The organism is Campylobacter sp. BCW_6871 (genome assembly GCF_001762325.1).
In the GTDB taxonomy this organism is placed as follows: Bacteria; Campylobacterota; Campylobacteria; order Campylobacterales; family Campylobacteraceae; genus Campylobacter_D; species Campylobacter_D jejuni.
This window is the reverse complement of record NZ_MJWQ01000032.1, coordinates 68,816-89,643: the sequence shown is the minus strand read 5'-3', so window position 1 is coordinate 89,643 and position 20,828 is coordinate 68,816. Positions and strand designations below refer to the sequence as shown.

General features: G+C 29.6%; 23 protein-coding genes. 6 read left to right on the top strand and 17 right to left on the bottom strand.

The features are described from left to right. Positions 1 to 6: 6 nt before the first annotated feature. Entirely contained in the window at positions 7 to 459 is a 453-nt protein-coding gene (locus AJ930_RS03075) for a methylated-DNA--[protein]-cysteine S-methyltransferase (protein WP_002892517.1), read from the top strand. On the opposite strand, the gene AJ930_RS03070 is transcribed toward AJ930_RS03075, so the two are convergent. The 5 genes from AJ930_RS03070 to mobB are packed head-to-tail and all read right to left on the bottom strand — an operon-like array spanning position 451 to position 4,817. Further along, on the bottom strand, positions 451 to 1,392 hold the full coding sequence (locus AJ930_RS03070; protein ID WP_070239608.1) for a hypothetical protein: 942 nt from the start codon (positions 1,390 to 1,392) through the stop codon (positions 451 to 453). The two genes, AJ930_RS03075 and AJ930_RS03070, sit on opposite strands and share 9 nt — an antisense overlap. 3 nt (positions 1,393 to 1,395) lie before the next feature. Beyond that, complete coding sequence (gene metG, locus AJ930_RS03065; protein ID WP_070274820.1) at positions 1,396 to 3,282, bottom strand: methionine--tRNA ligase; 1,887 nt, start codon at positions 3,280 to 3,282, stop codon at positions 1,396 to 1,398. Between the two features lie 9 nt (positions 3,283 to 3,291). Beyond that, positions 3,292 to 3,489, bottom strand: a complete 198-nt coding sequence (locus AJ930_RS03060) for a hypothetical protein (RefSeq protein ID WP_002861479.1) — start codon at positions 3,487 to 3,489, stop codon at positions 3,292 to 3,294. After that, positions 3,482 to 4,324, bottom strand: a complete 843-nt coding sequence (locus AJ930_RS03055; RefSeq protein WP_070239614.1) for a class 1 fructose-bisphosphatase — start codon at positions 4,322 to 4,324, stop codon at positions 3,482 to 3,484. Before AJ930_RS03055 ends, AJ930_RS03060 begins: the two co-directional genes overlap by 8 nt. 1 nt (position 4,325) lies before the next feature. Further along, the gene (mobB, locus tag AJ930_RS03050; protein WP_070274819.1) at positions 4,326 to 4,817 is read right to left on the bottom strand and encodes a molybdopterin-guanine dinucleotide biosynthesis protein B; all 492 of its coding nucleotides are present in this window, start codon (positions 4,815 to 4,817) and stop codon (positions 4,326 to 4,328) included. 95 nt (positions 4,818 to 4,912) lie between these two features. Between mobB and AJ930_RS03045 the strand changes: the two genes are divergently transcribed. Next, on the top strand, positions 4,913 to 5,398 hold the full coding sequence (locus AJ930_RS03045) for a hypothetical protein (RefSeq protein WP_070239616.1): 486 nt from the start codon (positions 4,913 to 4,915) through the stop codon (positions 5,396 to 5,398). Here AJ930_RS03045 and AJ930_RS03040 read toward each other — a convergent pair. The 3 genes from AJ930_RS03040 to gltX are packed head-to-tail and all read right to left on the bottom strand — an operon-like array spanning position 5,295 to position 8,496. Further along, positions 5,295 to 6,920 (bottom strand): lytic transglycosylase domain-containing protein, encoded by a 1,626-nt coding sequence (locus AJ930_RS03040; protein WP_079860508.1) that lies wholly within the window; start codon positions 6,918 to 6,920, stop codon positions 5,295 to 5,297. The genes AJ930_RS03045 and AJ930_RS03040 overlap by 104 nt on opposite strands. Continuing rightward, the gene (locus AJ930_RS03035) at positions 6,917 to 7,198 is read right to left on the bottom strand and encodes a YggT family protein (RefSeq protein ID WP_002852501.1); all 282 of its coding nucleotides are present in this window, start codon (positions 7,196 to 7,198) and stop codon (positions 6,917 to 6,919) included. Before AJ930_RS03035 ends, AJ930_RS03040 begins: the two co-directional genes overlap by 4 nt. A 2-nt stretch (positions 7,199 to 7,200) precedes the next feature. Continuing rightward, the gene (gltX, locus tag AJ930_RS03030) at positions 7,201 to 8,496 is read right to left on the bottom strand and encodes a glutamate--tRNA ligase (protein ID WP_070239618.1); all 1,296 of its coding nucleotides are present in this window, start codon (positions 8,494 to 8,496) and stop codon (positions 7,201 to 7,203) included. An 85-nt stretch (positions 8,497 to 8,581) separates the two neighbouring features. On the opposite strand from gltX, the gene AJ930_RS03025 reads away from it, so the two are divergent. After that, the gene (locus tag AJ930_RS03025; RefSeq protein ID WP_070233334.1) at positions 8,582 to 9,706 is read left to right on the top strand and encodes a metallophosphoesterase; all 1,125 of its coding nucleotides are present in this window, start codon (positions 8,582 to 8,584) and stop codon (positions 9,704 to 9,706) included. Next, on the top strand, positions 9,703 to 10,503 hold the full coding sequence (locus AJ930_RS03020; protein WP_070239620.1) for a phosphatidylserine decarboxylase: 801 nt from the start codon (positions 9,703 to 9,705) through the stop codon (positions 10,501 to 10,503). Before AJ930_RS03025 ends, AJ930_RS03020 begins: the two co-directional genes overlap by 4 nt. Here AJ930_RS03020 and AJ930_RS03015 read toward each other — a convergent pair. The 7 genes from AJ930_RS03015 to AJ930_RS02985 are packed head-to-tail and all read right to left on the bottom strand — an operon-like array spanning position 10,500 to position 16,557. After that, a complete protein-coding gene (locus AJ930_RS03015) occupies positions 10,500 to 10,781 on the bottom strand; it encodes a FlhB-like flagellar biosynthesis protein (protein ID WP_002852641.1) in 282 nt (93 codons plus the stop codon). The two genes, AJ930_RS03020 and AJ930_RS03015, sit on opposite strands and share 4 nt — an antisense overlap. Beyond that, the gene (locus AJ930_RS03010; protein WP_070239623.1) at positions 10,778 to 12,952 is read right to left on the bottom strand and encodes a flagellar hook-length control protein FliK; all 2,175 of its coding nucleotides are present in this window, start codon (positions 12,950 to 12,952) and stop codon (positions 10,778 to 10,780) included. Before AJ930_RS03010 ends, AJ930_RS03015 begins: the two co-directional genes overlap by 4 nt. Beyond that, positions 12,945 to 14,132, bottom strand: a complete 1,188-nt coding sequence (locus tag AJ930_RS03005; RefSeq protein WP_070274818.1) for an MFS transporter — start codon at positions 14,130 to 14,132, stop codon at positions 12,945 to 12,947. The genes AJ930_RS03010 and AJ930_RS03005 overlap by 8 nt, the downstream gene beginning before the upstream one ends. After that, a complete protein-coding gene (locus AJ930_RS03000) occupies positions 14,110 to 14,613 on the bottom strand; it encodes a hypothetical protein (RefSeq protein WP_070210087.1) in 504 nt (167 codons plus the stop codon). Before AJ930_RS03000 ends, AJ930_RS03005 begins: the two co-directional genes overlap by 23 nt. Further along, positions 14,613 to 14,942, bottom strand: coding sequence for an AtpZ/AtpI family protein (locus AJ930_RS02995; RefSeq protein ID WP_070274817.1), 330 nt, complete (start codon positions 14,940 to 14,942; stop codon positions 14,613 to 14,615). The genes AJ930_RS03000 and AJ930_RS02995 overlap by 1 nt, the downstream gene beginning before the upstream one ends. Further along, complete coding sequence (gene hemL / locus AJ930_RS02990) at positions 14,939 to 16,213, bottom strand: glutamate-1-semialdehyde 2,1-aminomutase (RefSeq protein ID WP_070274816.1); 1,275 nt, start codon at positions 16,211 to 16,213, stop codon at positions 14,939 to 14,941. The genes AJ930_RS02995 and hemL overlap by 4 nt, the downstream gene beginning before the upstream one ends. Next, positions 16,210 to 16,557, bottom strand: coding sequence for a c-type cytochrome (locus AJ930_RS02985; protein WP_070274815.1), 348 nt, complete (start codon positions 16,555 to 16,557; stop codon positions 16,210 to 16,212). Before AJ930_RS02985 ends, hemL begins: the two co-directional genes overlap by 4 nt. Positions 16,558 to 16,636: 79 nt before the next feature. Between AJ930_RS02985 and folD the strand changes: the two genes are divergently transcribed. After that, entirely contained in the window at positions 16,637 to 17,485 is an 849-nt protein-coding gene (gene folD / locus AJ930_RS02980; RefSeq protein WP_070274814.1) for a bifunctional methylenetetrahydrofolate dehydrogenase/methenyltetrahydrofolate cyclohydrolase FolD, read from the top strand. 9 nt (positions 17,486 to 17,494) lie between these two features. Next, complete coding sequence (lepB, locus tag AJ930_RS02975; RefSeq protein ID WP_070239630.1) at positions 17,495 to 18,343, top strand: signal peptidase I; 849 nt, start codon at positions 17,495 to 17,497, stop codon at positions 18,341 to 18,343. A 21-nt stretch (positions 18,344 to 18,364) separates the two neighbouring features. Here the strand turns inward: lepB and AJ930_RS02970 are convergent, their stop codons facing one another. Continuing rightward, complete coding sequence (locus AJ930_RS02970) at positions 18,365 to 19,525, bottom strand: molybdopterin molybdotransferase MoeA (protein ID WP_070274813.1); 1,161 nt, start codon at positions 19,523 to 19,525, stop codon at positions 18,365 to 18,367. Continuing rightward, positions 19,522 to 20,778 carry a UDP-N-acetylglucosamine 1-carboxyvinyltransferase gene (gene murA, locus AJ930_RS02965; protein ID WP_070239634.1) on the bottom strand — a complete coding sequence of 419 codons (1,257 nt, stop codon included), beginning with the start codon at positions 20,776 to 20,778 and terminating at the stop codon, positions 19,522 to 19,524. Before murA ends, AJ930_RS02970 begins: the two co-directional genes overlap by 4 nt. Between the last annotated feature and the right edge of the window lie 50 nt (positions 20,779 to 20,828).

Genomic DNA, 20,828 nt, shown 5'->3' with positions numbered 1-20,828 from the left:
TAAAAAATGTTTAAAGTTTATTATAAAATGCCTTTATGTTACCTATCTTTACATAGTGATGGAAAATTTTTAACTAGAGTCGATTTTTGTGATAATAAAAGATCAGAAAAAAATTGTAGTTTGCTTGACTTAGCAAAATATGAACTTGATTTATATTTTACTCATAAGCTTAGAAAATTTAGCATTCCTGTTTTGATACAAGGTACAGACTTTGAATCAAAGGTTTATAGGGCTTTAATGAAAATTCCTTATGGCAAAATAGCTACTTATAAAGATATAGCAGAAAAAATCAATCATCCAAAAGCTTTTAGAGCTGTCGGAAATGCAAATTCTAAAAATCAAATTCCTATTTTTATACCTTGTCATAGAGTTATTGCAAGCAATGGTATAGGAGGATATAATGGAGGGCTTGAAATAAAAAGATTTTTGCTTGAAAATGAAGGAGTGAATTTAAAATAAGCTTGGGGTTTGATTTTCTTTGTTTTCAAATTCTTGTTCAAAAATATCATAATTTTCAAGAATTAAACAATATTTAAAATTTTTTAATTTTCTTAAATCTGAAAGCTGATTATAGGAAAAATCGCAAAATAAAGAATTTTTAGAAGCAATTTTAAAGTCTTTTATGTTTTTAAATTTTTCTTTCCAGAATTCAAAGGTATTTTGGTTGTTACTTACAATAAACGCTTGAGAGCTTGAACCAAAAGGAGTGATTTCAAATTTATCGTCAATAAAATAAATTTTAAAATCATCAATCTTATTAAAGTCAAATATTATTTTTTGATTTTTTTCTTTTAAAAAAGAAATAATTTTTGCAAAACTATTTGCGTAAAAAAAAGGCAAATTAAGATTTTTAAAATATAAATTTTCACAAATCAAAGTTGTAAAAAAAAAGCTAGATCGCGATAATAAAGTAAAATTAGCATCTTTTAGACTATGAGAATAGGCACAAAGTTTATTTAAGTAATTTTCTTCACAGCAGCAAAAAATTTCACCTTTTTTTGCTTTGATTAGTTTTTCAAAATCAGCAAAAATATTTCCTTTTAAAATGTTAAAATAAAAAGCCTTGCAAAGACTTAGTTCGTAAGATTTAAAAAGTAAAAATTCACATTCTTTATCTTCACAAAAAAAGCGTAAAAATCTTACAAGAGCTTGTTCTAGATTTTCTACTCTAAAGTAAAAAATGTCTTTATCTTCAATAGCAATGTCATTTTCTGTAATTATAGCATAAGCGCCTTTTTTTATAGCTTGGGCAATTTCTTTTTTATCGTTATTAAAGAAAGCAAAGCCTGCTTTAAGTTCGTTTAAATTTATGGCAAAACCTTCCACACTTAAAACGCTACCTTCATGAATGAGCGTTGCGTTTAAAAGTTCGCCTAAATTGCTAATTTGCATATTTTAGCCTACTAAGGAACCGTTTTGTATAAGTTGTTCAGGGGTGATTAAAACAAGTTTATCTCCGCTTTTTGCAGAAAGTATCATACCATCGCTTTCATGTCCAAAAATTTTAGCTTTTTTAAGATTACTTATAACACATACTTGTTTACCGATTAAATCACTGGCTTTATAGTATTTTGCTATGCCTGAGAGTACTTGACGGATCTCTTTATTGTCAAGTTCGAGTTGAAATTTTAAAAGTTTTTCACTCCCTTCTATATTTTGACAATCAAGTACCTTAGCAACTTTGATTTCAATTTTTGCAAAATCATCGATTTTTATTTTAGGACTTTCTTCTTTTTTGGGTTCTTCTTTAATTTCTTGTTTTAAAAGAGCTTTTTCTACTTTTGGAAATAAAGCTTCACAAGGATTTGCTTTAAAATCTAAAAGTTCATTATCAAGTATCATTTTTGCGTAATTTACAGACGAAATTTCAAAATTTAAAGCCAAAGCTACTTTTTGACAAGACTTTGGTAGAGCAGGGCTTAGCAAAAGACTTGTTTTGGCTAAAATATTTGCACAAAGTGCCACTAAAGCATTAGCTTGTTCGTGTTTGTTTTCTTTGATTAAATTCCAAGGTTCGTATTTACTAATGGCTAAATTTGCCACACTTAAGGCTTTAAAAAGTTCTTCTAAATAACGATTACACTGTAAGTTTTCTAAAAATTCTACCGCTAAATTTAAGTGTTCTTTTGCTTGATTTAGTTCGGCATTGTAAAATTTTAAAACACCTTCTTTTGAAATATTTCCTTGATCATATTTTGTACTCATGCCTATAATGCGATTAAGTAAATTTCCAAATTCATTGCTAAGTTCAGCATTGATACGATTTATCAGCATATTTTCGCTAAAATCCCCATCATTACCAAAAGGCACTTCTCTAAGCAAGAAATATCTAAAAGCTTCGCTTCCATAAGCATCAACTATTTCTTTAGGTTTTACAACATTGCCTTTAGATTTGCTCATTTTTTCACCTTCTTTAGTCCACCAGCCATGTGCACCTATAAATTTTGGCAAAGGCAAATCCACGCTCATTAAAAAAGCTGGCCAATAAATGGCATGAAAACGCAAGATATCTTTTCCTACTAAATGCACATGCGCAGGCCAAAATTTAGCATTTTCTCCCTTGCTTTGAAAATCAAGCGAACTTATATAGATAAAAAGTGCATCAAGCCATACATAAATAATATGTTTATCATCATTAATTTCTTGAGGCAGTTTAATCCCCCAATCAAAACTTGTTCTTGTAATGGAAAGATCTTTAAGGCCGCTTTGGACAAAATTTATAAGTTCGTTTTTTTTGTTTTTTGGTAGGATGGGATCTTTTTCTTCATACCATTGTAAAATTTTATCTTGATATTTTGAAAGTTTGAAAAAATAGCTTTCCTCTTTTAAAATTCTAGTTTGTTTGCCACAATCTGGACAAGAACAATCATTGATAAGCTGACTTTGAGTAAAAAAGCTTTCACAAGAAATACAATAGTGTCCTTCGTATTCATCTTTATAAATATCACCTTTTTGCCACATTTTTAAAAACATAGCTTTAACAAATTCAATATGCCTTGTATCAGTTGTTCTTGCGTAAATATCATAGGTGATTTCAAATTCATCCCATAATTTTTTAAATTCAAAACTGATTTTATCAGCATATTCTTGAGGAGTGGAATTTCTTAGTTTGGCAGCTTCTTCGATTTTTTGTCCATGCTCATCTGTTCCTGTTAGAAATCTTGTTTCATGTCCTTGCAAACGATAAAATCTTGCTAAAGTATCGGCTATGATGGTAGTATAAGCATGACCTAAATGAGGTACATCATTTACATAATAAATTGGTGTTGTAATATAACGCATTTTTTTCCTTTAAAAGTCAAATCCGCCTTCGGTTTTACCCTTAGACATACTATTATAGACTGCATCAACATAATTTTTTCTAGTTTGGCAGTTAAAAATTTCATTGCAATTATAACAAGAGTTTAGGTTTTTTGAGTTTTGACATGAAAGTAAAATTTCTTTCTTTTTATCCATATCTTGCTCAAATTCATCTCTAGTTTCATTCATTGTAAGCCTTTAAAAGTTTTGAAATTTCATATTCTGAGCCAAAAAAACAAGGAGTTGTCGCATGGATTTTATCAAATTCAAGTTCAAGCAAGGAGTGATTTTTTCCATTTGTAGTTTTTCCGCCTGCTTTTTCTATGATAAAGGCTAGAGGAAAGACTTCAAAAAAAGCACGAAGTTTGCCATTAGGCGCATCTTGTGTTGCAGGATAACTAAAAATCCCACCCCCTTTTAATAAAATTTGATTGATATCGCTTACCATAGCCCCAGAATATCTTAAGCGATATCCTTCATCAAAAAGACTTTTGATAAAATTAGCGTGTTTTTCTTCCCAAAATTTTTGCGTTCCGCCTGTAGCATTAATTTTGCCTTTTTCATTCATTTTAAGATCTTTTATAAAAATAAATTCATTATTTGCATTTAGGCGATAAAGTTTTGGTTGATCTTTGCAAATCACAAGTTCTAAGCGCGCTCCATACATACTATAAAGTGCAGCTCTTAAATTTTTGGCATTTGCTTTTTCTTCATAGATGGCAAAAATAGAACCTATAGCAAAATTAACATCCATTAAGCTAGAACCGTCTAAAGGATCATAAGCTACGATAAAATTTGCTTTTTTATTAAGCGTTAAAATTTCGTCTTTTTCTTCACTTATGATGGCTTTAATGCTTGAACATTGACTTAGGGTTTTTGTGATGATTTCATCGCTTAAAACATCAAATTTGAGTTGGGTATCGCCTGTAAAATTTTGATTTTGACTGTAGCTTGTATCGGGAAATTTTAAAGCGTTAGAAATTTCTAAAACAGCTTTTTGTATATAAGAAATCACTTCTTGCATTTTATAATTCTCCTTGTAAATTTTTAGCATTTTTAAGTATATATTGACAAATAGCTTGTATATCGTTTAAATCAAGCCAAGTAAGATAAGGGTGAGAAATTTTTTCATAGCTTGCAATGGCGTTTGAAAAAGTAAAATAACTTTCATCAATTTCTTTGCAAAATACGCTAATGCGTGGTAAATCAAGAGTTTTCAATCCTTCAACCAAACAAATGTCAAAATCAGGGCTTAATTTTAAAGCTTTTAAAATATCTCTATTTTCATGAGAAAAAAAAGTTGTTCTTGTAGGGCTTAAAACCATGACTTCAGCTCCGCTTTGAAAAAATTTAAAACTATCTTTACCGCTAAAATCAAATTGAGCTTTATCGGCAGGATCATGTTTAATGATTAAAACTTTTAAATTTTGTTGCAAAAAATTATCAGCTATTTTGGTGATGAGTGTAGTTTTTCCTGAATTTGAAGGCCCGCTAAAAGCTATGATAAGTTGTTTCATAAAATATACTCTTAATTTTTTTGTAAAATTATATCTTTTTAAACCAAAAAATAGGGTTAAAAGGCTACAATAATACTAAAAAATATGGAAAAAGAATGAAAATTTATAGTGTAATTTTAGGTGCTTTTTTGCTTGGAGCTTGTTCTTTAAAAGATCAGGCGATTGTGGATACAAATTTAAAATCTCAAACTTTAATGTTTACTCAAAAATACAAAATCACACAAGATAAGATTAATGCCATTGTAACCATGTCTTATTTAAACCCAATTCTAGACAAGATAATTAAAGATGATGTATTGGCCTTGTCTTTTATTCCAAATACATTAAAAATTCAAAATTTAGAAGTTTTTATCAATAATAAAAAAGCCAATATTGAAAAACTGGATGATGAGTATTTAAAATATATAATACAAAATAACTATACTGATTATTTTAAAGTATCTCTTCCTAGTGTCAAGGAAGAGACTAGGCTTGTAGCTAAGATTTGTTTAGATCATTTGCCTTGTTTTGAATTAAATTTTCAAAAATATCCGAAATCTTTATACTATCGTTCAGAAGATGTCGATACACAATATAATTAGCTAGAACTTTTTTTCCGTAAATTCGGCTTTCTTGATAAGGAACTAGCTCCATAGACAAGAAAGGTTCAAATTTACCCGTCTTAAACATATCATTTCTTGCAAGCATACGGTTAGTAAATCCTATACCACCATTATAAGCATAAGCGACAAAAAGTGGAGATTTTAAACGTGATTCAAGGTAATTTAGATGATAATTTCCAAAGTAATATGCTATTTCAGGTTTAAACATAAAATCTTGATCGAAATTTGGAATTTTTAATTCTTTTTCCCCTATGTGATTGGCTAAAAATGGCATAAATTGCATCATGCCTAAAGCATAAGAAACTGAAATAGCAGTTGGAATAAAACGACTTTCTTGTCTGGCAATAGCCAAAATTAAAGCTTGTCTTGTTTTATTATAGTCTTTTATATTGTCATAATAAGGCATTATAAAATAATGTTTTTTAAAATTATTTTTGCGTTCTAATATGTAAGCATAAATAGGCAAGGTTTCTTGTGTGTCAAATTCTTTTGCCAAGACATCTAGTTGACTTGCGTTAGCATCGCGAATTTGTTTGTTTATTTTTTGCCAAGCAAAAGGATCTTGCATATTAAAATTATTTTTTTTCTTGCTTGGATTAAGGCTTTCTATCTTTGGAAAAGGTGTGTTAGTAAGTTCTTTTGCGTAAAGACTATAAATATTTAAAGAAGAACTTTGCGATAAAGTTTTTAAATCTTCTTCATTGTTTTTAATCAACCACATCCAAAATATAGCATTGTCTTTATTGCTTTGCGATTTAAAACTTTGTGCCGCCTTTTTAAAAAAGTCATAAGCAAGCTCTGTTTTATCATAAGTTAAGGCATTGACTCCTAAATAGAAAGCAGAATCTTCACTTACATTTTCAGGATTTATTTCTAGCATAGAATGTCTAAATTTTGGATTTTCTTTTTTAATAATAATATTTTGTGCAAAATCTTTAAAACCAATGTGGTTTGGTAGTTTATTGACTAAACTTGTATTTAAATCTAAGTCGTATTTTTTAGAATAATTATAAAGTTTAAAAAAACCATTAATATCTTCTTTTTGTGCTATATAGCTCATAGGATCAGAAGTATTAAAAGCTAGCAATAAATTTGTCAAATCAGGTCTTTGATTTTTAAAGGTTTGAGCTAAAGTAGTTCGGTCTTTGGAATTTAAACTTGCTATAAAAACTAATGAATTTAAGCGCACACTTTGACAAGTTAAATTTGCATCTAAGATAGTATTTGCTGTATAGGTATAGCATTTAGCATATTTTGGGTTGATATAAGGCTTTAAAGGAATGATTTTTTCAAGTTCGGATTTAATTTTTCCTATATAGCGAAAAATATGAGAATTTAAATCCTGTGCATCTTTTTTACTGATTTTATTTTTTTCTAAAAGCCTATAAATATAATAATCCTTAGCAAGTGAATTTTCTTCTTTTTTGAGTTTTTCTATGCTATATTGTGTAGCATTTAAACTTGAAAAAATAAATAAAAAAATGAGTATTTTTTTTATCACAATATACTCCTTAAGATATTCCCAAGAAAAATACCAAGAAACTGCAATGCTAAGACTATAATCAAAGGTGCAAGATCAATATTACCAATGCGTGTTGGAATTTTTCTAACTAAGGCGTAAGCAGGATAACTTAATTTATATAAAATTTGCACTATGGGATTATAAGGATCAGGGTTTACCCAGCTTAAAAGTGCTGTGATGATAATAATCCAAGTATAAATGTTAATGACAATTTGTAGTACTTGAAAAATAGAAATAATAAAAGAGTCTATAACCATAGTTAAATCCTTGCTAATTCGTGAATAAAATTTTTAATATAAGGATAAAGATCGCTAAGCTCAGGTCCGTGAATATTTCCTGTTAAAATTATCCTTAAAGGCATGAAAAATTTTTTACCTTTTAAGTCGCTTTTGCTTAAAAGTTCATTTTTAAAATCTTCATAGTTTTCAAAAAGTTCAATATCTTTTAAGAGTTCTTTTAAAATTTTACATTCTACTTCAAACTCGCCAAAGTCTTTTGTGCTAAAAATAGCTCGCATTTTTTCTTTAAGTTCTTTTATGGTGCTTGCTTCTTGAGTGTAAAATTTAGTAAGTTGTGCAAGATCTTTGTTTAAATCTAAAATTTTATTAAGCTCATCATCTTTGATCATTTTGATATGTTCACGATTGATTTGTAAGAGTTTTTTAAGATCAAATCTTGCGGGAGCTTTTGAAACTTTAGAAATATCAAACCATTTTATAGCTTCTTCTAAGGTAAAAATTTCACAAGGAGTTTTATTGCCTAGCATGATAAGATAATTTGCGATTGCACTAGGTAAAATTCCACTTTCAAGTAGCCATTTTACAGAAGAATGTGCTTCTCTTTTGCTCATTTTAACACCTTCTTCGTTTAAAATGATAGGCAAGTGCGCATAAGTTATGGCTTTATTATAGTCTAAACTTGCGCGGATATGTTCTTGTTTTGGAGTGTTTGAAACATGATCTTCTCCGCGTATAATACAAGTAACATTTTCAAGCATATCATCAACCGCACAAGCAAAATTATAAGTTGGAGTTTTATCCGTTCTCATAATCACAAAAGAGTCTATGTTTTCAGGTTTAAAACTTAATTCACCTTTGATAAAATCTGTAAATTTCATAGTGTGAGTAGGTTTTTTAAGACGGATAACAAAGGGTTTTTCACATTCTAAAACATCGATATCGGCTAGTTTTTCACAAGTGCCATCGTAGCGATAAGCTTTACCTTGTTTTTTAGCTAGCTCTTTTTTTGCTTCAAGTTCTTCTTCAGTACAAAAACAAGCAAAAGCTTTTTTTTCACTTACAAGTTTTAAAGCCATTTGGCGATGGAATTTTAAATTTTCACTTTGTATATAGTAATGCTGCCATGAAATACCAAAAAGATTTAAAATTTCTTTGATTTCTTCTTCTTTTCCTGCTATATTTCTAGCCTTATCAGTATCTTCAATACGTAAGATAAAATCCATATTTTTTTGTCTTGCACAGATATAGTTAAAAATTGCTGCGCGTAAATTTCCTATGTGCATATCACCTGTGGGAGAAGGTGCAAAACGGTACATTTTATAGCCTTTAAAATTATTTAAAAGTTTATTATAACAGAAAAATTTATACGGATATTTAATTTTACTTGGTTATAATACTTTTATGATATTTTTAATTTTTTCTTTCATTGTATTATTGATTTTTGGCTTAGCAAATGTTTATATTTATAAAAGATTAATCAAGAAAATTACTCTTTTCAAGTATTTTTATAAAATTTTTGCCTTTATTTTTATTGTGCTTTTTTTAGCCCAAGCTGTGTTTTTAATATTTCGTAGAGATGAATATTTAAGTGATACTTGGTATGAAATTTTAGCCATGCTTTATGCGCCGACTTATTGTTTGTTTTTTATGACTTTAGCTTGGGATTTTATTAAATTGATTTTAGCTCTTATGGGTAAAAGAGATAAAAAATATAATCTTATTTTGCGTTTGATTTTTGAGCTTTCTCTTATAGTTTTAAGTGTGTTTTTAATTTATATAAGTATAAATAATGCTCTAAAAACACCTGAAGTAAAGAGTGTTGATGTTGAAATACCAAATCTTAAACAAGATTTAAAAATTGTCATGCTTACTGATATACATTTGGGTAAAAATTTGCATGAAAATTTTTTAGATAAGCTCATCACTAAAGTGAATTTGCAAAGTCCTGATATGGTTGTAATAGTAGGAGATCTGATTGATACTAATCCTAAAGATTTAAAAAATTACATCTCAAAACTTAATGATTTTAATTCCACTTATGGAACTTTTTATGCCTTGGGAAATCATGAGTATTATCATGGTATCAATAAAGTTTTGGATTTACTTAGAAAACATACTAATATGAAAATTTTAGTCAATCAAAATTTAGATTTAGGTTTTATAAATATTGCTGGACTTGGAGATTTAGCCGGACTTGATAAGGGTTTATATGCTCCTGATTTAGCAAGAATAAAAGTGGATTTAAATACAAGTAAAGCTAGTATTTTACTCACACATCAACCCAAAACAGCTTTACTTTATGATTTAAGTGATTTTGACCTTGTTTTAAGTGGGCATACGCATGGAGGGCAAATTTTCCCTTTTATGTTTTTAGTTAAACTTCAGCAAGGTTTTGTTCATGGGCTTTATGATTTAGGAGAAAAAACTAAGCTTTATGTGAGTAGTGGAGCAGGATTTTGGGGGCCAAGTCTTAGAGTTTTTGCTCCGAGTGAAATAGTGATTTTAAATTTAAAAGGAAAAAAATGAGTTTTTCAAAAGAAAGTTCGAGGCTTTTTGGTTTTGTAGCGGGGATTAAATTTCCCAAAATGATACAAAAAGTTATTAATGAAAATTATGTTAAGTATTTTAATATCGATATGAGTGAATTTAAAGCTCCTTGTGAATACGAGAGTTTAAATGCTCTTTTTACAAGAACTTTTCACATTCCAAGGAAACTTGAAGAAGGTTTTATCAGTCCAAGTGATGGTAAAATTTTAGAGTGTGGAAGTACTTTTTTGGCAAATGAAGAACATTTTGCTTTTTCTATAAAAGGGCATACTTATAGCGTTGAGGAGCTTTTAAAAGATAGCTTTGAAAAAGATGAGCTTAAAAATGGGCTTGATTATGTCAATATCTATCTTTCTCCAAAAGATTATCATCGTTATCACAGCCCTTGTGATATGCAAATTTTGAGTGCAACTTACACAAGTGGCGCCCTTTATAGTGTAAATGAAAAGCATTTAGAACGCATTAGTAATTTGTATGTAAAAAATGAAAGAGTGAGTTTAAAATGTCAAAATGAAAAAGGTATTTTTTGGCTTGTTTTTGTAGGAGCGCAAAATGTAGGAAAAATGCGTTTTAATTTTGATATAAGCATACAAACCAATGCTAAAATTTCTCATAATTTTACTAGAAAATATGAAAATTTAAATCTAAAAAAAGGCGAAGAACTAGGAAATTTTGAACTGGGTTCTACTATAGTTTTAATCTCTCAAAAAGGACTTTTAACTTTTAATTTAAAAGCAGGGCAGGGTATTAAATTTGGAGAAAAAATAGCGGATTAGTTTTTAGGAGTTTTATTTGCCATTTGATAGATAAAGGCAAAAACTTCAGCTACAGCTTTATACATATTAGGTGGAATTTCATCACCTAAGTCAAGCTTGCTTAAAATTTCTATTAAATCTTCATCTTCTTTAATGGGAACTCCGTGTTCCTTGGCTAAAGAAATAATTTTAGCAGCACTTTCACCTTTGCCACTTGCAAGCACTTTTGGGGCAGAGTTTTTTTCTTTTTGATAGCCTAGAGCTACAGCTTTTTTAATCGATCTTTTGATTTTGCTCATACTTTTTTATCCATACCCATTTCAAGATCTAAATTTTTCATATTTCTAGTATCAAATTTACTTCTTATGATATCACCTACAAAGAAATTTGCACTTAAAAGTCCTGCTTTATTGATATTTCTTTTAAGCTCATGGGCATTTTCATAGATGGTTTTTCTAAATTCAATATTTTCTGCCATAATATTAATATCTATATATTTTTCATTATTTAAAGAAATAAGAATTTCCAAATCCCCAAGTTTTGCAAATTCGAGTTTAATTTGAGCAAAAAATTTATCCTTTTTTCCGCGTCTAAACATAATTTTAGAATCATTTAAATCATCCCAAGAAAAAGGCAGATAAGTATTGATAGAATCATTAGCTAAAGACATAAGCTGATTGATTTCAATTTGCGCTAAAAGACGATTAGCTTGATTATATATAGCTTCATTGCCTTCATTTTTAGCTAAATTTGAAATTTGCAAAAGTGTTGATTTTACATCATGATGTAAAGATTCAGCTATATCTTGTTCTGTTTTTGGTTTAATTTGCGCTAGATCTTTGGTAGAAAGATTGAGTTTGTGTTCGAGATTTTTAAGTTCTGCTTGATTCAGTTTGGCATTTTGAGTATAAGGTTCAAGTTCTTTTAAGCTTTCATTAAGTCTACGAGAAAGATTGCTTAAATTTTTACTTAAATCTTGCACTTGTTCTAGATCTAAATTTTCTACATTAAATGCTAAATTTTTTACAATATTTTGTTTTATAAATTCCTGATTTTTAAAAATATTTTGCATAGTTTGGTTATTGTTAGATTGAATATTTTGAGAATTATTTAAATTTTGCATATTGTTTGTGTTAGGATTATTTGTATTGATTGAAGTTTTGTTTTCTGTTTTTGTTTCATAAAATTTTGGATTTTCTTTGATATTTTCTTTTGATTTTTCTTGTTTTTCATCTTTAATTTTTTCTTGGTTTGGAGTAGAATTTTTTATATCATTGTCTGGATTATTTTCTGTTTCATTGTTTTGAATATCATTTTTTGTATCTTGGGTATCTTCTTCGTGGGTTTTTATATCAGAATCTAATTTTGAATCTTGCTTGGTATCATCTGTGAGATTTTCTTCTTTTGATGCTTTTATATGTTTTTCTTCATCTTGGTTTTTTGTGTTATGATTAAGTTTTTCTTCTTTGATATTTTCTTTGTTACTTAAAAGATTTTCTAAAATATTTTCTTTATCTTGTATTTTAGAAGCTTGATTGCCTAGTATATTTTTTAAAGTATTTTCAAGTTTTTCAAAGGCGGTAGCAGTTTGCTTAAGGATGTTTGGATCTTTTATCATTAAATTTTCTGGCTTATTAAGAGCTTTGAAAAAATCATTTTTGATGGAATTTAATTCTTTTAAAATTTTATTAGCCATAGGGGTGATTTTTTCTTGAGCATGACTGGGATTTTTACTTATATAATTTTTAAAATTTTCCAATTTAGAACTTAAATTTAAAAGTGCTTTAAAAGAACTTTGATTTAAAATTTGCTTATTTTCATTTTTGCTAGAATTAATAATATTTTTTAATTCTTTTAAAGTGTCTTTTGGGTTTAAATTTGCATTTGCAAGTTGGGCTATCTGAATACTTAGTTTTTCACTACTAAGACCTTTGATTGTACTTAAAAGAGAGTGAAAACTTTTGGGCAGCAATTCTTCGTTTAGGGCATCTTTTAATTTAGCTTCTAAAAATACGCCTGAATTTTTAAACAAAGGAGCTAAGTTGTTGTTTTTTATTTCACTGGCAGGTTTTAAAATTTGATTTAATCTGTCTAAAACTTGTGTAAAAGTATCGCTTTTTGCAAGTTCTGTGCTTAAAGTTTTTAATTCATTAGCAAAATTAGGAGCTAAATTTAAATTTTTTCCTTGTTTAAGCACAGGGGAATCGGGGTTTTTTTGAGCATTGATTTGATCTAAAAGTTTATTAACAAGTTCTTTTAATTTGGTGCCTGTTTCATTTTGAACAAATTTTGCTAGTATTTCTTCACTGCTAGCGTCCTTGCTTAAACCTAAATTTTGCTTTAAAGCTTGCGCAAGTGCTTCTTTTGGATTGTCCTTTAAATTTGTTTTATCTTTTGAAGTAGAGTTATCTACTTTTAAATCATTTTTTTGCGTATTGGCAATTTGACTTGCTAGTTGAGTATTAATCATCAAATATCACCATATTTCCAGGCTTTTTCTTAAATTTTTTATTTAAAATATTTGGTTTATTGATAGCAAAAAGAATTAAAAATGCTAAAGAAACTATATAAAACCATATAAAACCTTTGATTTCAAAGTATTGCATTAAAAAACCTAAAATTAAAGGGCCAAACAAAGAGCCCAAAGAATAGCAAAAAAGAACCCCACGACCTAACTCTACGCCTTTATTTTTGCTTACTAAAACATCATTTGCTCTAGCAAGTGCTAAAGCATATAAACAAAATATTCCTATACCAAGAGTAATTCCTAAAAAATATTGCATATACAAATGAAGTTTAAAAAAGATAAATATAAGCATAGTGATAAATCCTATGCTTGCGCAAGTGATAATGGCAAATTTGCGACCAAGTTTATCTGAAATAGTTCCTATGATGGTTTGTGCAATAAAACCACCTAAAACCCCACAAAATATAAAATAAGAAACCGCTTTTGTATCAAAACCTTGCAAAAGTATAAATAAAGATGCCATAGAAAAAAAGCCATTTATAAGCATTCCGGCTATAAAGCTTGTGACGATAGCTAAAGGAGCTATATCAAAAATTTTAGGTATAGAAATAGGACTTGATGCGGGCAAAACAGGTTCTTTGATTTTAATTAGATTTAAAGGTAAAGATGAAAGTAAAATTAAAGTTGCACTGAGGATAAATACACTATGTTTGCTTAAATTTAACGCTATGATTAAAACTCCAATACCAAATGCAAGATAAAAAACAATTTCATAAAAACCTAAAATTCTAGATCGAATGGCATTTTTGCTTTTTTCATTAAGCCATGATTCTATGACCATTAAAAGACCATAGTAGCAAATTCCTATGAAAAATCTTAAAACAGCCCAAAAAATAAGATTTTCGCTTACTGTATGAAGCATAGCTGAAATTCCAAAAATAGCCCCAAATAGCCCAAAAGAGCGTATATGACCTATACGAGAAATAATTTTATGAGCACTGATGGTTCCAACAAGAGCGCCTATAAAAAAACAAGAACTTACTACTCCAACAGCTAAATAACTTTCTCCGTTTTCTTTTAATATAACACCTATAGAGCTTACTATCAAGGCATTACCTGCAAATAAAAATGCCATACCAGCAAAAAGTGCTGTCATTGATTTAATAATTTTTTTTGGACTCATACTTTTTTATATATAAAATAAAAATAAACACACAAACTAGCAAGGATGAAATTCCACAAATATAAGCAAAGATATCTAATTTATCTTGGCGATGTAAAAATAAAAATCCAGCAACCAATATTACATAAGCCATCAATTTAAAGAGAGTAAAAAACATAGTAAAAAAATGGATTTTCTCTTTAATATTTGGCTTTAAATCGTCTTTTAGAACTTTAAAATGAATAATTTTTGATAAATTTTGTTTTTTTTTGATAAAAAGCGATGAAATGAAATTAAAATCTTTTTCATAATTTTTTGATTTTTTTATAATGACTTTTTTATAATTTAAATAAGAAGCAAAAATAATCAATAAAACACTAAAAAAAGCTATTTCATAGCTTAAAAATGTATCTAATTTAAAATGATTTAATAATGAAAATATGATCCAAAAAAATAAATGAATAATGGCAAAAATACAAAATAGAGCTTTTTTATGTTCCATTATTTATTCTTTTCTTTTTGAATTTTTTCTTTGATCAACTCATCTCTTTCTTTAAATTCTTCATAGCTTTTTACTTGAACTTTATAAGCTTTGTAAACATTAAGTATGGCAGCACTGATCCCCCAAAAAACTCCAAGCCAAAAAAGCCAAGGATAAGGAGTAAATTTTTTAAGTAAATATCCTATTCCCACACCTATAAATACAGCAACAACCATAGAGATGCCAAGACTTAAACCATCCGCAGCTTCAAGAGTTTTGCGAATGATTTTTTGTCTTTTGCTGTTGGAATTTTCTAAGTGATTTTTTTCTTCTTTTGAAATATTGCTCATATTCTTTTAAAGCTTTCCCTAACAGCTTCTAATGTTGTATCTACAATTTTATCATCCATTTTTGAACATATAAAGCCTGTTTCAAATTGAGAAGGCGCTAAATAAATTCCATTTTCAAGCATATTTTTGTGAAATTTTGAAAATAATGCTAGATCAGATTTTAATGCATCTTGGTAGTTTGATACAGGATTTTTGGTGAAAAAGTATCCAAACATAGAACCTACATGACAAACTTGTAGCGGAAGTCCTTTTTCATCTGCTAATTTTTTCATTCCTTGGGTAAGTTTTTTTGCTAATTTTCCAAGCTTGTCATAAAGCTTGGTTTTCTTTTTGGCTTTTGTAAGACTTGCTATGCCTGCAGCCATTGCCAAGGGATTTCCACTTAAAGTTCCTGCTTGATAGACTCCACCCAAAGGACTTAAAATATTCATAATTTCAGCTCTAGAAGCAAATGCTGCTGCAGGTAGACCGCCTCCTATTACCTTACCAAAAGTAATTATATCTGCTTGGATATGATTGATTCCATAGGAACCAAGGTAAGATGCTCTATATCCACTCATTACTTCATCAAAAATCAGCAGAGTTTGATTGTTTTTACAGATCTTAGCAAGTTCTTCTAAAAAATCTTGTTTAGCTGGAACTAACCCCATATTTCCAGCAATAGGCTCAATGATAACACATGCAATATCTTTATTTTTTTCAAAAAGTTCTTTAACGCTATTTATATCATTATATTTTGCTACTAAAGTGTGTTTAGCTACATCTTCTAAAACACCTAAAGAACTAGGAGAGTTAAAAGTAGCAGCACCACTTCCTGCACTCACTAATAATGAATCAGAATGCCCGTGATAACATCCTTCAAATTTTAAAATTTTATCTTTTTTAGTAAAACCACGGGCAAGACGAATAGCACTCATGGTTGCTTCTGTTCCGCTACTTACAAAGCGGATCTTTTCTAAATGAGGAAAATCAGATAAAACAAGCTTGGCAAGTTCAGTTTCTAATAAAGTTGGAGCTCCAAAACTTGAACCTTTATGAAGTGCTTTTTGACAAGCTTTTTGTATATCTTTATCACAATGTCCAAAAAGTAAAGGCCCCCAGCTTTGAACATAGTCTATATAAGATTTTCCATCTATATCAAAAATATAAGCACCTTTTCCATGGGAAATAAATTTTGGCTCACTTTGAACATTTGCAAAAGCACGAACTGGAGAATTTACACCACCTGCGATGAATTTACACGCTTCTTTAAAAGCTTTTTTGTTTGTCATTTTTCTTCCTTGCTAAATTGCTTGATGTAATTATATAAAGTTACAATTTCATCATTTGTTAAAGAGTAATTTGGCATGATTGATTTTGCGTCTTTACTCTGATTAAGAGAATTTTTAAAATTCTCAAAACTAAGATTTTGTATACTTGGAACTTTATAAGCTGTTTTAATACCTTTTTTCATATAATATCCTAAAATTTGTTCGCTTCCATCTGCTCCATGACATTCTTTACAACTAATGCCTCTTGGATTTTCATAAAGCATTTTAGAGTATTCTTTAAGAGTGATAAAATCAGCACCAAAAAGACTGACGCTAAATAAAAAAGACATTAAAACAATTTTCAAAGTTTCACCTTGTTAATGAAGTTTTAATATGATACAATTTTTACTTTAAAAAAGTGATTAAATTTATAGAAGGAAAATAATGACTTTGCTTGATGGTAAAGCTTTAAGTGTAAAAATCAAAGAAGAATTAAAAGAAAAAAATCAATTTTTGAAAAGCAAAGGGATTGAAAGCTGTTTAGCTGTTATCTTGGTTGGAGATAATCCTGCAAGTCAAACTTATGTAAAATCTAAGGCTAAAGCCTGTGAAGAATGTGGAATTAAATCTTTAGTTTATCATCTTAATGAAAATACTACACAAAATGAACTTTTGGCATTGATTAATACCTTAAATCACGATGATAGTGTTCATGGAATTTTGGTTCAGCTTCCCTTGCCTGATCATATTTGTAAAGATTTAATACTTGAAAGTATTATAAGTAGTAAAGATGTTGATGGCTTTCATCCTATTAATGTAGGATATTTAAATTTAGGCTTAGAAAGTGGGTTTTTGCCTTGTACTCCACTTGGAGTTATGAAGCTTTTGAAGGCTTATGAAATTGATTTAGAAGGAAAAGACGCTGTTATTATAGGTGCTTCAAATATAGTAGGTCGTCCTATGGCTACTATGCTTTTAAACGCTGGAGCTACAGTAAGCGTTTGTCATATTAAAACCAAAGATTTGAGCCTTTATACTAGGCAAGCTGATTTGATTATAGTAGCAGCAGGTTGTGTGAATTTACTTCGATCGGATATGGTAAAAGAAGGAGTGATTGTTGTTGATGTTGGAATCAATCGTCTTGAAAATGGAAAGATAGTTGGAGACGTGGATTTTGAAGAGGTATCTAAAAAATCTAGTTATATAACTCCTGTTCCAGGTGGAGTAGGTCCTATGACTATAGCCATGCTTTTAGAAAACACAGTTAAATCTGCTAAAAATAGACTTAATTAGGGAAAATCTATGGAAATTTTAAAGAAATTATATAAATTTTCACAGTCTTGGACTGGAACTGTAGTTATTGTTCTTTTGGTGATTTTTTTCTTTATACAAGCTTTTGTTATTCCTTCTGGTTCCATGAAAAACACCTTATTGGTAGGGGATTTTTTATTTGTTAAAAAATTTAGCTATGGCATCTCAACTCCTCATATTCCTTGGTTGGAAATTCCTGTTTTGCCGGATTTTAATAAAGATGGGCATTTGATAAAAGCACAAGGGCCACAAAGAGGAGATATAGTTGTTTTTAGAAATCCTAGAAATGAAAAAGAACACTTTGTAAAGCGTTGTGTAGGTACAGGAGGAGATAGGATGGTTTACGCAAATAAAACACTTTATGTGAGAATGCATGAAGGTGATGATTTTATGAAAGAACATTATCCAAATGATCTTGTTACTCTTGGAGGGCAAATTTATGTAAAAGAACCTTATAAACAAAAAGGTATTCATTATGATCCAAAAAAAGATATAGAAAGTGATATCTTGCGCTTTCTTAGCATAGGTGATTTTGCTATGTCTCCAACTTATATTAAAGAACTTGGAAATCATATAGGTTTTAGCGGCGGAAATGCTTATGTTTTTGATGTACCTGAAAATGAGTATTTCATGATGGGTGATAATCGTGATTATTCTTATGATAGTCGTTTTTGGGGTTCTGTTCCTTATAGGTTGATAGTAGGTAAACCTTGGTTTGTATATTTCTCTTGGGATAAAGATAAAAATGTTCGCTGGGAAAGGATAGGGCGTTTTGTTGACACCTTGGAAAATGATGAACAATATATCCATGATCATGACGATGAGGATAAATTAAGCTAATGTTTGTGAAAAACACAAACATTATATTTTTAAAAGCGTGATTTCATCACCTTTTTTTAATTCGCTTGTATTTTCTTCGCTTATAAGTAAAAACTCACTTTTAATAAGTGGAAGTATCATACCAGAGCCAAATTTGTTTTCATTAAATGGTGTAAAAATATCTTTTTCTAAATTTCCTAAGATGAGATTATTTCTTCCACTTTTAAGCTTTAAATCCATACCCATTTTGGCGTAAAATGTTAAAGGATTATCTAGGTTTCCACTTAATAAATCAATGATTTTTTTAGCAAAAATAAAACAAGAAAGATAAGCTGCCATAGGATTTCCTGGTAAAATCAATACGAAATTTTTACCCTTTTGATAAAGCTTAGTAGGCCTTGCAGGGCGTGCTTTTAGTCCTTTAAAAAGCGGAGTAAAGCCTAATTCATCTAAAGCTTTTTCCATAAAATCGGCCTCACCAACACTTGCGCCCCCTGAAGTGATTAAAAGATCAAAATTTGTATTTTTTAAAGCCTTTTTAGTGCTTTTAAAATTATCTTTGATAATACCTAAATAAGAAGCATTTTGAAGCATGGTTAGTAAAGGCAAAGCATTGGCATTATAAATACTTTCTTCATCGCATTCTTGCCAAGGTTCTTTTAGCTCATTTCCACTTGAAAAAATACCTATGCGAATTTTTCTTATGACTTCTATTCTATAAAGCCCTTGAGAAGCAAGCAGGGCGATATGTTTATCATTAAGTTTGGTGCCTTTTTGAAGTAAAATTTCACCTTTTTTTAATTCTTCGCCTTTATAGCGATAGGCATTGTATTGTTTAGGGGCTTTTTTAATGATGAGTTTATTTTCTTCTATATACTCATCTTCTAACATTAAGATAGTATCAGCATTTTTGGGCATTTTAGCCCCTGTCATGATTTTATAGCATTCATTTTTAGCAACTGTATAAAAATTTTTATCTCCTGCAAAAATAGTCCCTTTAATCTCCAAAGCCTCATTGATATCAGCATAATTAAAAGCATAGCCATCAAGAGCAGCATTGTCAAAACTGGGTAGATTTTTTCTAGCGTATAAATCTTTAGCTAAAATTCTATCTTTTGCTTTTTCAAGGCTAATAAGCTCACTTTCATCTAAGCATGAAATTTGATCTTCTAAGTCTTTTAAGGTTTCAAAGATATTTTTCATTCTTCAAGCCTTGTGATTTTTACACCCAAACCTTTAAATTTTTCTTCCAAATTTTCATAACCCCTATCAAGATGGTAAATTCTATGGACTTTGCTTGCGCCTTTGGCTGCAAGAGCCGCTAAGATAAGAGCTGAAGAAGCACGCAAATCTGTAGCCATGACATCAGCAGCGTTAAGTTCTTTTCCGCCTACTATAGTAGCAATATGACCATTGAGTTTAATATCTGCGCCCATTCTTAAAAGTTCGCTTACATGCATGAAACGATTTTCAAATAGTCTTTCATCGATAATACTAGTTCCATTAGCTTTTAAGGCTAATGCCATAAACTGCGCTTGCATATCGGTTGGAAAGCCTGGATATTCACTTGTCATGATTTCTACAGGTTTAATTTCTTTAGCAGGAAGTAGGGTGATACTATCTTCTGTAATCAAAGTTTCAAAACCCATTTGATGAAGTTTTGCTAAAACTGCACTAAGATGAGTGGCGTTAACTTTATCTAAAGTAATTTTAGAATTTGTAATAGCCCCTGCACAAAGATAAGTTCCTGCTTCAATTCTATCAGGTATAACGTTAAATTCTTTAAATTCTAAAAGTTCCCCATCGCTACCATAAATTTCAAGCTCATCTGTACCTATGCCTTTGATTTCAAGTCCTGCGTCTTTTAAAACTTCGCAAAGTTGAACTACTTCGGGTTCTTTTGCAACATTTAAGAGTTTGGTTTTACCTTTAGCTAAAGCTGCCGCCATGATGATGTTTTCGCTACCTGTAACCGTGATTTTATCAAAAAGAATTTCATTACCTTTTAAATTTCCACTAGCTACGACATAGCCTTGTTTGATTTGTATATTTGCCCCCATTTTTTCCAAGGCTAAAAGATGCAAGTCAATAGGTCTTTGTCCTATGGCACATCCACCAGGTAAAGATACTTCACAATGTCCAAAACGAGCAAGTAAAGGTCCTAGAGTAAGTATGGAAGCACGCATTTTGCGCACAATGTCATATTTGGCTATGGTTTGATTAAGAGTGTTTGTGTTTAATAAAGCACTATTATTTTGAAAATTGACCTTAGCTCCTAAATTTTCTAGCAAAGATATAAGAGTTTTTATATCAGCAACATTAGGAACATTGTTGATTTTTACTTCGTTTTTGGCAAGTATGCTTGAAACAATCAAGGGTAGGGCGGCATTTTTTGCTCCGCTTATTGTAACATTTCCGCTTAGATGATTTGTGCCTTCGATTTCTAGATAAGTCATATTTTTCCTTGAAAAAGTTTAAAAATGCATCATTATAGCATTCTTAAACT

What these genes read in the sequence shown, in the direction of transcription:
- AJ930_RS03075 (WP_002892517.1), top strand. Translation starts at nt 7, where the DNA reads ATGTTTAAAGTTTATTATAAAATGCCTTTATGTTACCTATCTTTACAT.
- AJ930_RS03070 (WP_070239608.1), bottom strand. Translation starts at nt 1,392, where the DNA reads ATGCAAATTAGCAATTTAGGCGAACTTTTAAACGCAACGCTCATTCAT.
- metG (WP_070274820.1), bottom strand. Translation starts at nt 3,282, where the DNA reads ATGCGTTATATTACAACACCAATTTATTATGTAAATGATGTACCTCAT.
- AJ930_RS03060 (WP_002861479.1), bottom strand. Translation starts at nt 3,489, where the DNA reads ATGAATGAAACTAGAGATGAATTTGAGCAAGATATGGATAAAAAGAAA.
- AJ930_RS03055 (WP_070239614.1), bottom strand. Translation starts at nt 4,324, where the DNA reads ATGCAAGAAGTGATTTCTTATATACAAAAAGCTGTTTTAGAAATTTCT.
- mobB (WP_070274819.1), bottom strand. Translation starts at nt 4,817, where the DNA reads ATGAAACAACTTATCATAGCTTTTAGCGGGCCTTCAAATTCAGGAAAA.
- AJ930_RS03045 (WP_070239616.1), top strand. Translation starts at nt 4,913, where the DNA reads ATGAAAATTTATAGTGTAATTTTAGGTGCTTTTTTGCTTGGAGCTTGT.
- AJ930_RS03035 (WP_002852501.1), bottom strand. Translation starts at nt 7,198, where the DNA reads ATGGTTATAGACTCTTTTATTATTTCTATTTTTCAAGTACTACAAATT.
- gltX (WP_070239618.1), bottom strand. Translation starts at nt 8,496, where the DNA reads ATGTACCGTTTTGCACCTTCTCCCACAGGTGATATGCACATAGGAAAT.
- AJ930_RS03025 (WP_070233334.1), top strand. Translation starts at nt 8,582, where the DNA reads ATGATATTTTTAATTTTTTCTTTCATTGTATTATTGATTTTTGGCTTA.
- AJ930_RS03020 (WP_070239620.1), top strand. Translation starts at nt 9,703, where the DNA reads ATGAGTTTTTCAAAAGAAAGTTCGAGGCTTTTTGGTTTTGTAGCGGGG.
- AJ930_RS03015 (WP_002852641.1), bottom strand. Translation starts at nt 10,781, where the DNA reads ATGAGCAAAATCAAAAGATCGATTAAAAAAGCTGTAGCTCTAGGCTAT.
- AJ930_RS03010 (WP_070239623.1), bottom strand. Translation starts at nt 12,952, where the DNA reads ATGATTAATACTCAACTAGCAAGTCAAATTGCCAATACGCAAAAAAAT.
- AJ930_RS03005 (WP_070274818.1), bottom strand. Translation starts at nt 14,132, where the DNA reads ATGAGTCCAAAAAAAATTATTAAATCAATGACAGCACTTTTTGCTGGT.
- AJ930_RS03000 (WP_070210087.1), bottom strand. Translation starts at nt 14,613, where the DNA reads ATGGAACATAAAAAAGCTCTATTTTGTATTTTTGCCATTATTCATTTA.
- AJ930_RS02995 (WP_070274817.1), bottom strand. Translation starts at nt 14,942, where the DNA reads ATGAGCAATATTTCAAAAGAAGAAAAAAATCACTTAGAAAATTCCAAC.
- hemL (WP_070274816.1), bottom strand. Translation starts at nt 16,213, where the DNA reads ATGACAAACAAAAAAGCTTTTAAAGAAGCGTGTAAATTCATCGCAGGT.
- folD (WP_070274814.1), top strand. Translation starts at nt 16,637, where the DNA reads ATGACTTTGCTTGATGGTAAAGCTTTAAGTGTAAAAATCAAAGAAGAA.
- lepB (WP_070239630.1), top strand. Translation starts at nt 17,495, where the DNA reads ATGGAAATTTTAAAGAAATTATATAAATTTTCACAGTCTTGGACTGGA.
- AJ930_RS02970 (WP_070274813.1), bottom strand. Translation starts at nt 19,525, where the DNA reads ATGAAAAATATCTTTGAAACCTTAAAAGACTTAGAAGATCAAATTTCA.
- murA (WP_070239634.1), bottom strand. Translation starts at nt 20,778, where the DNA reads ATGACTTATCTAGAAATCGAAGGCACAAATCATCTAAGCGGAAATGTT.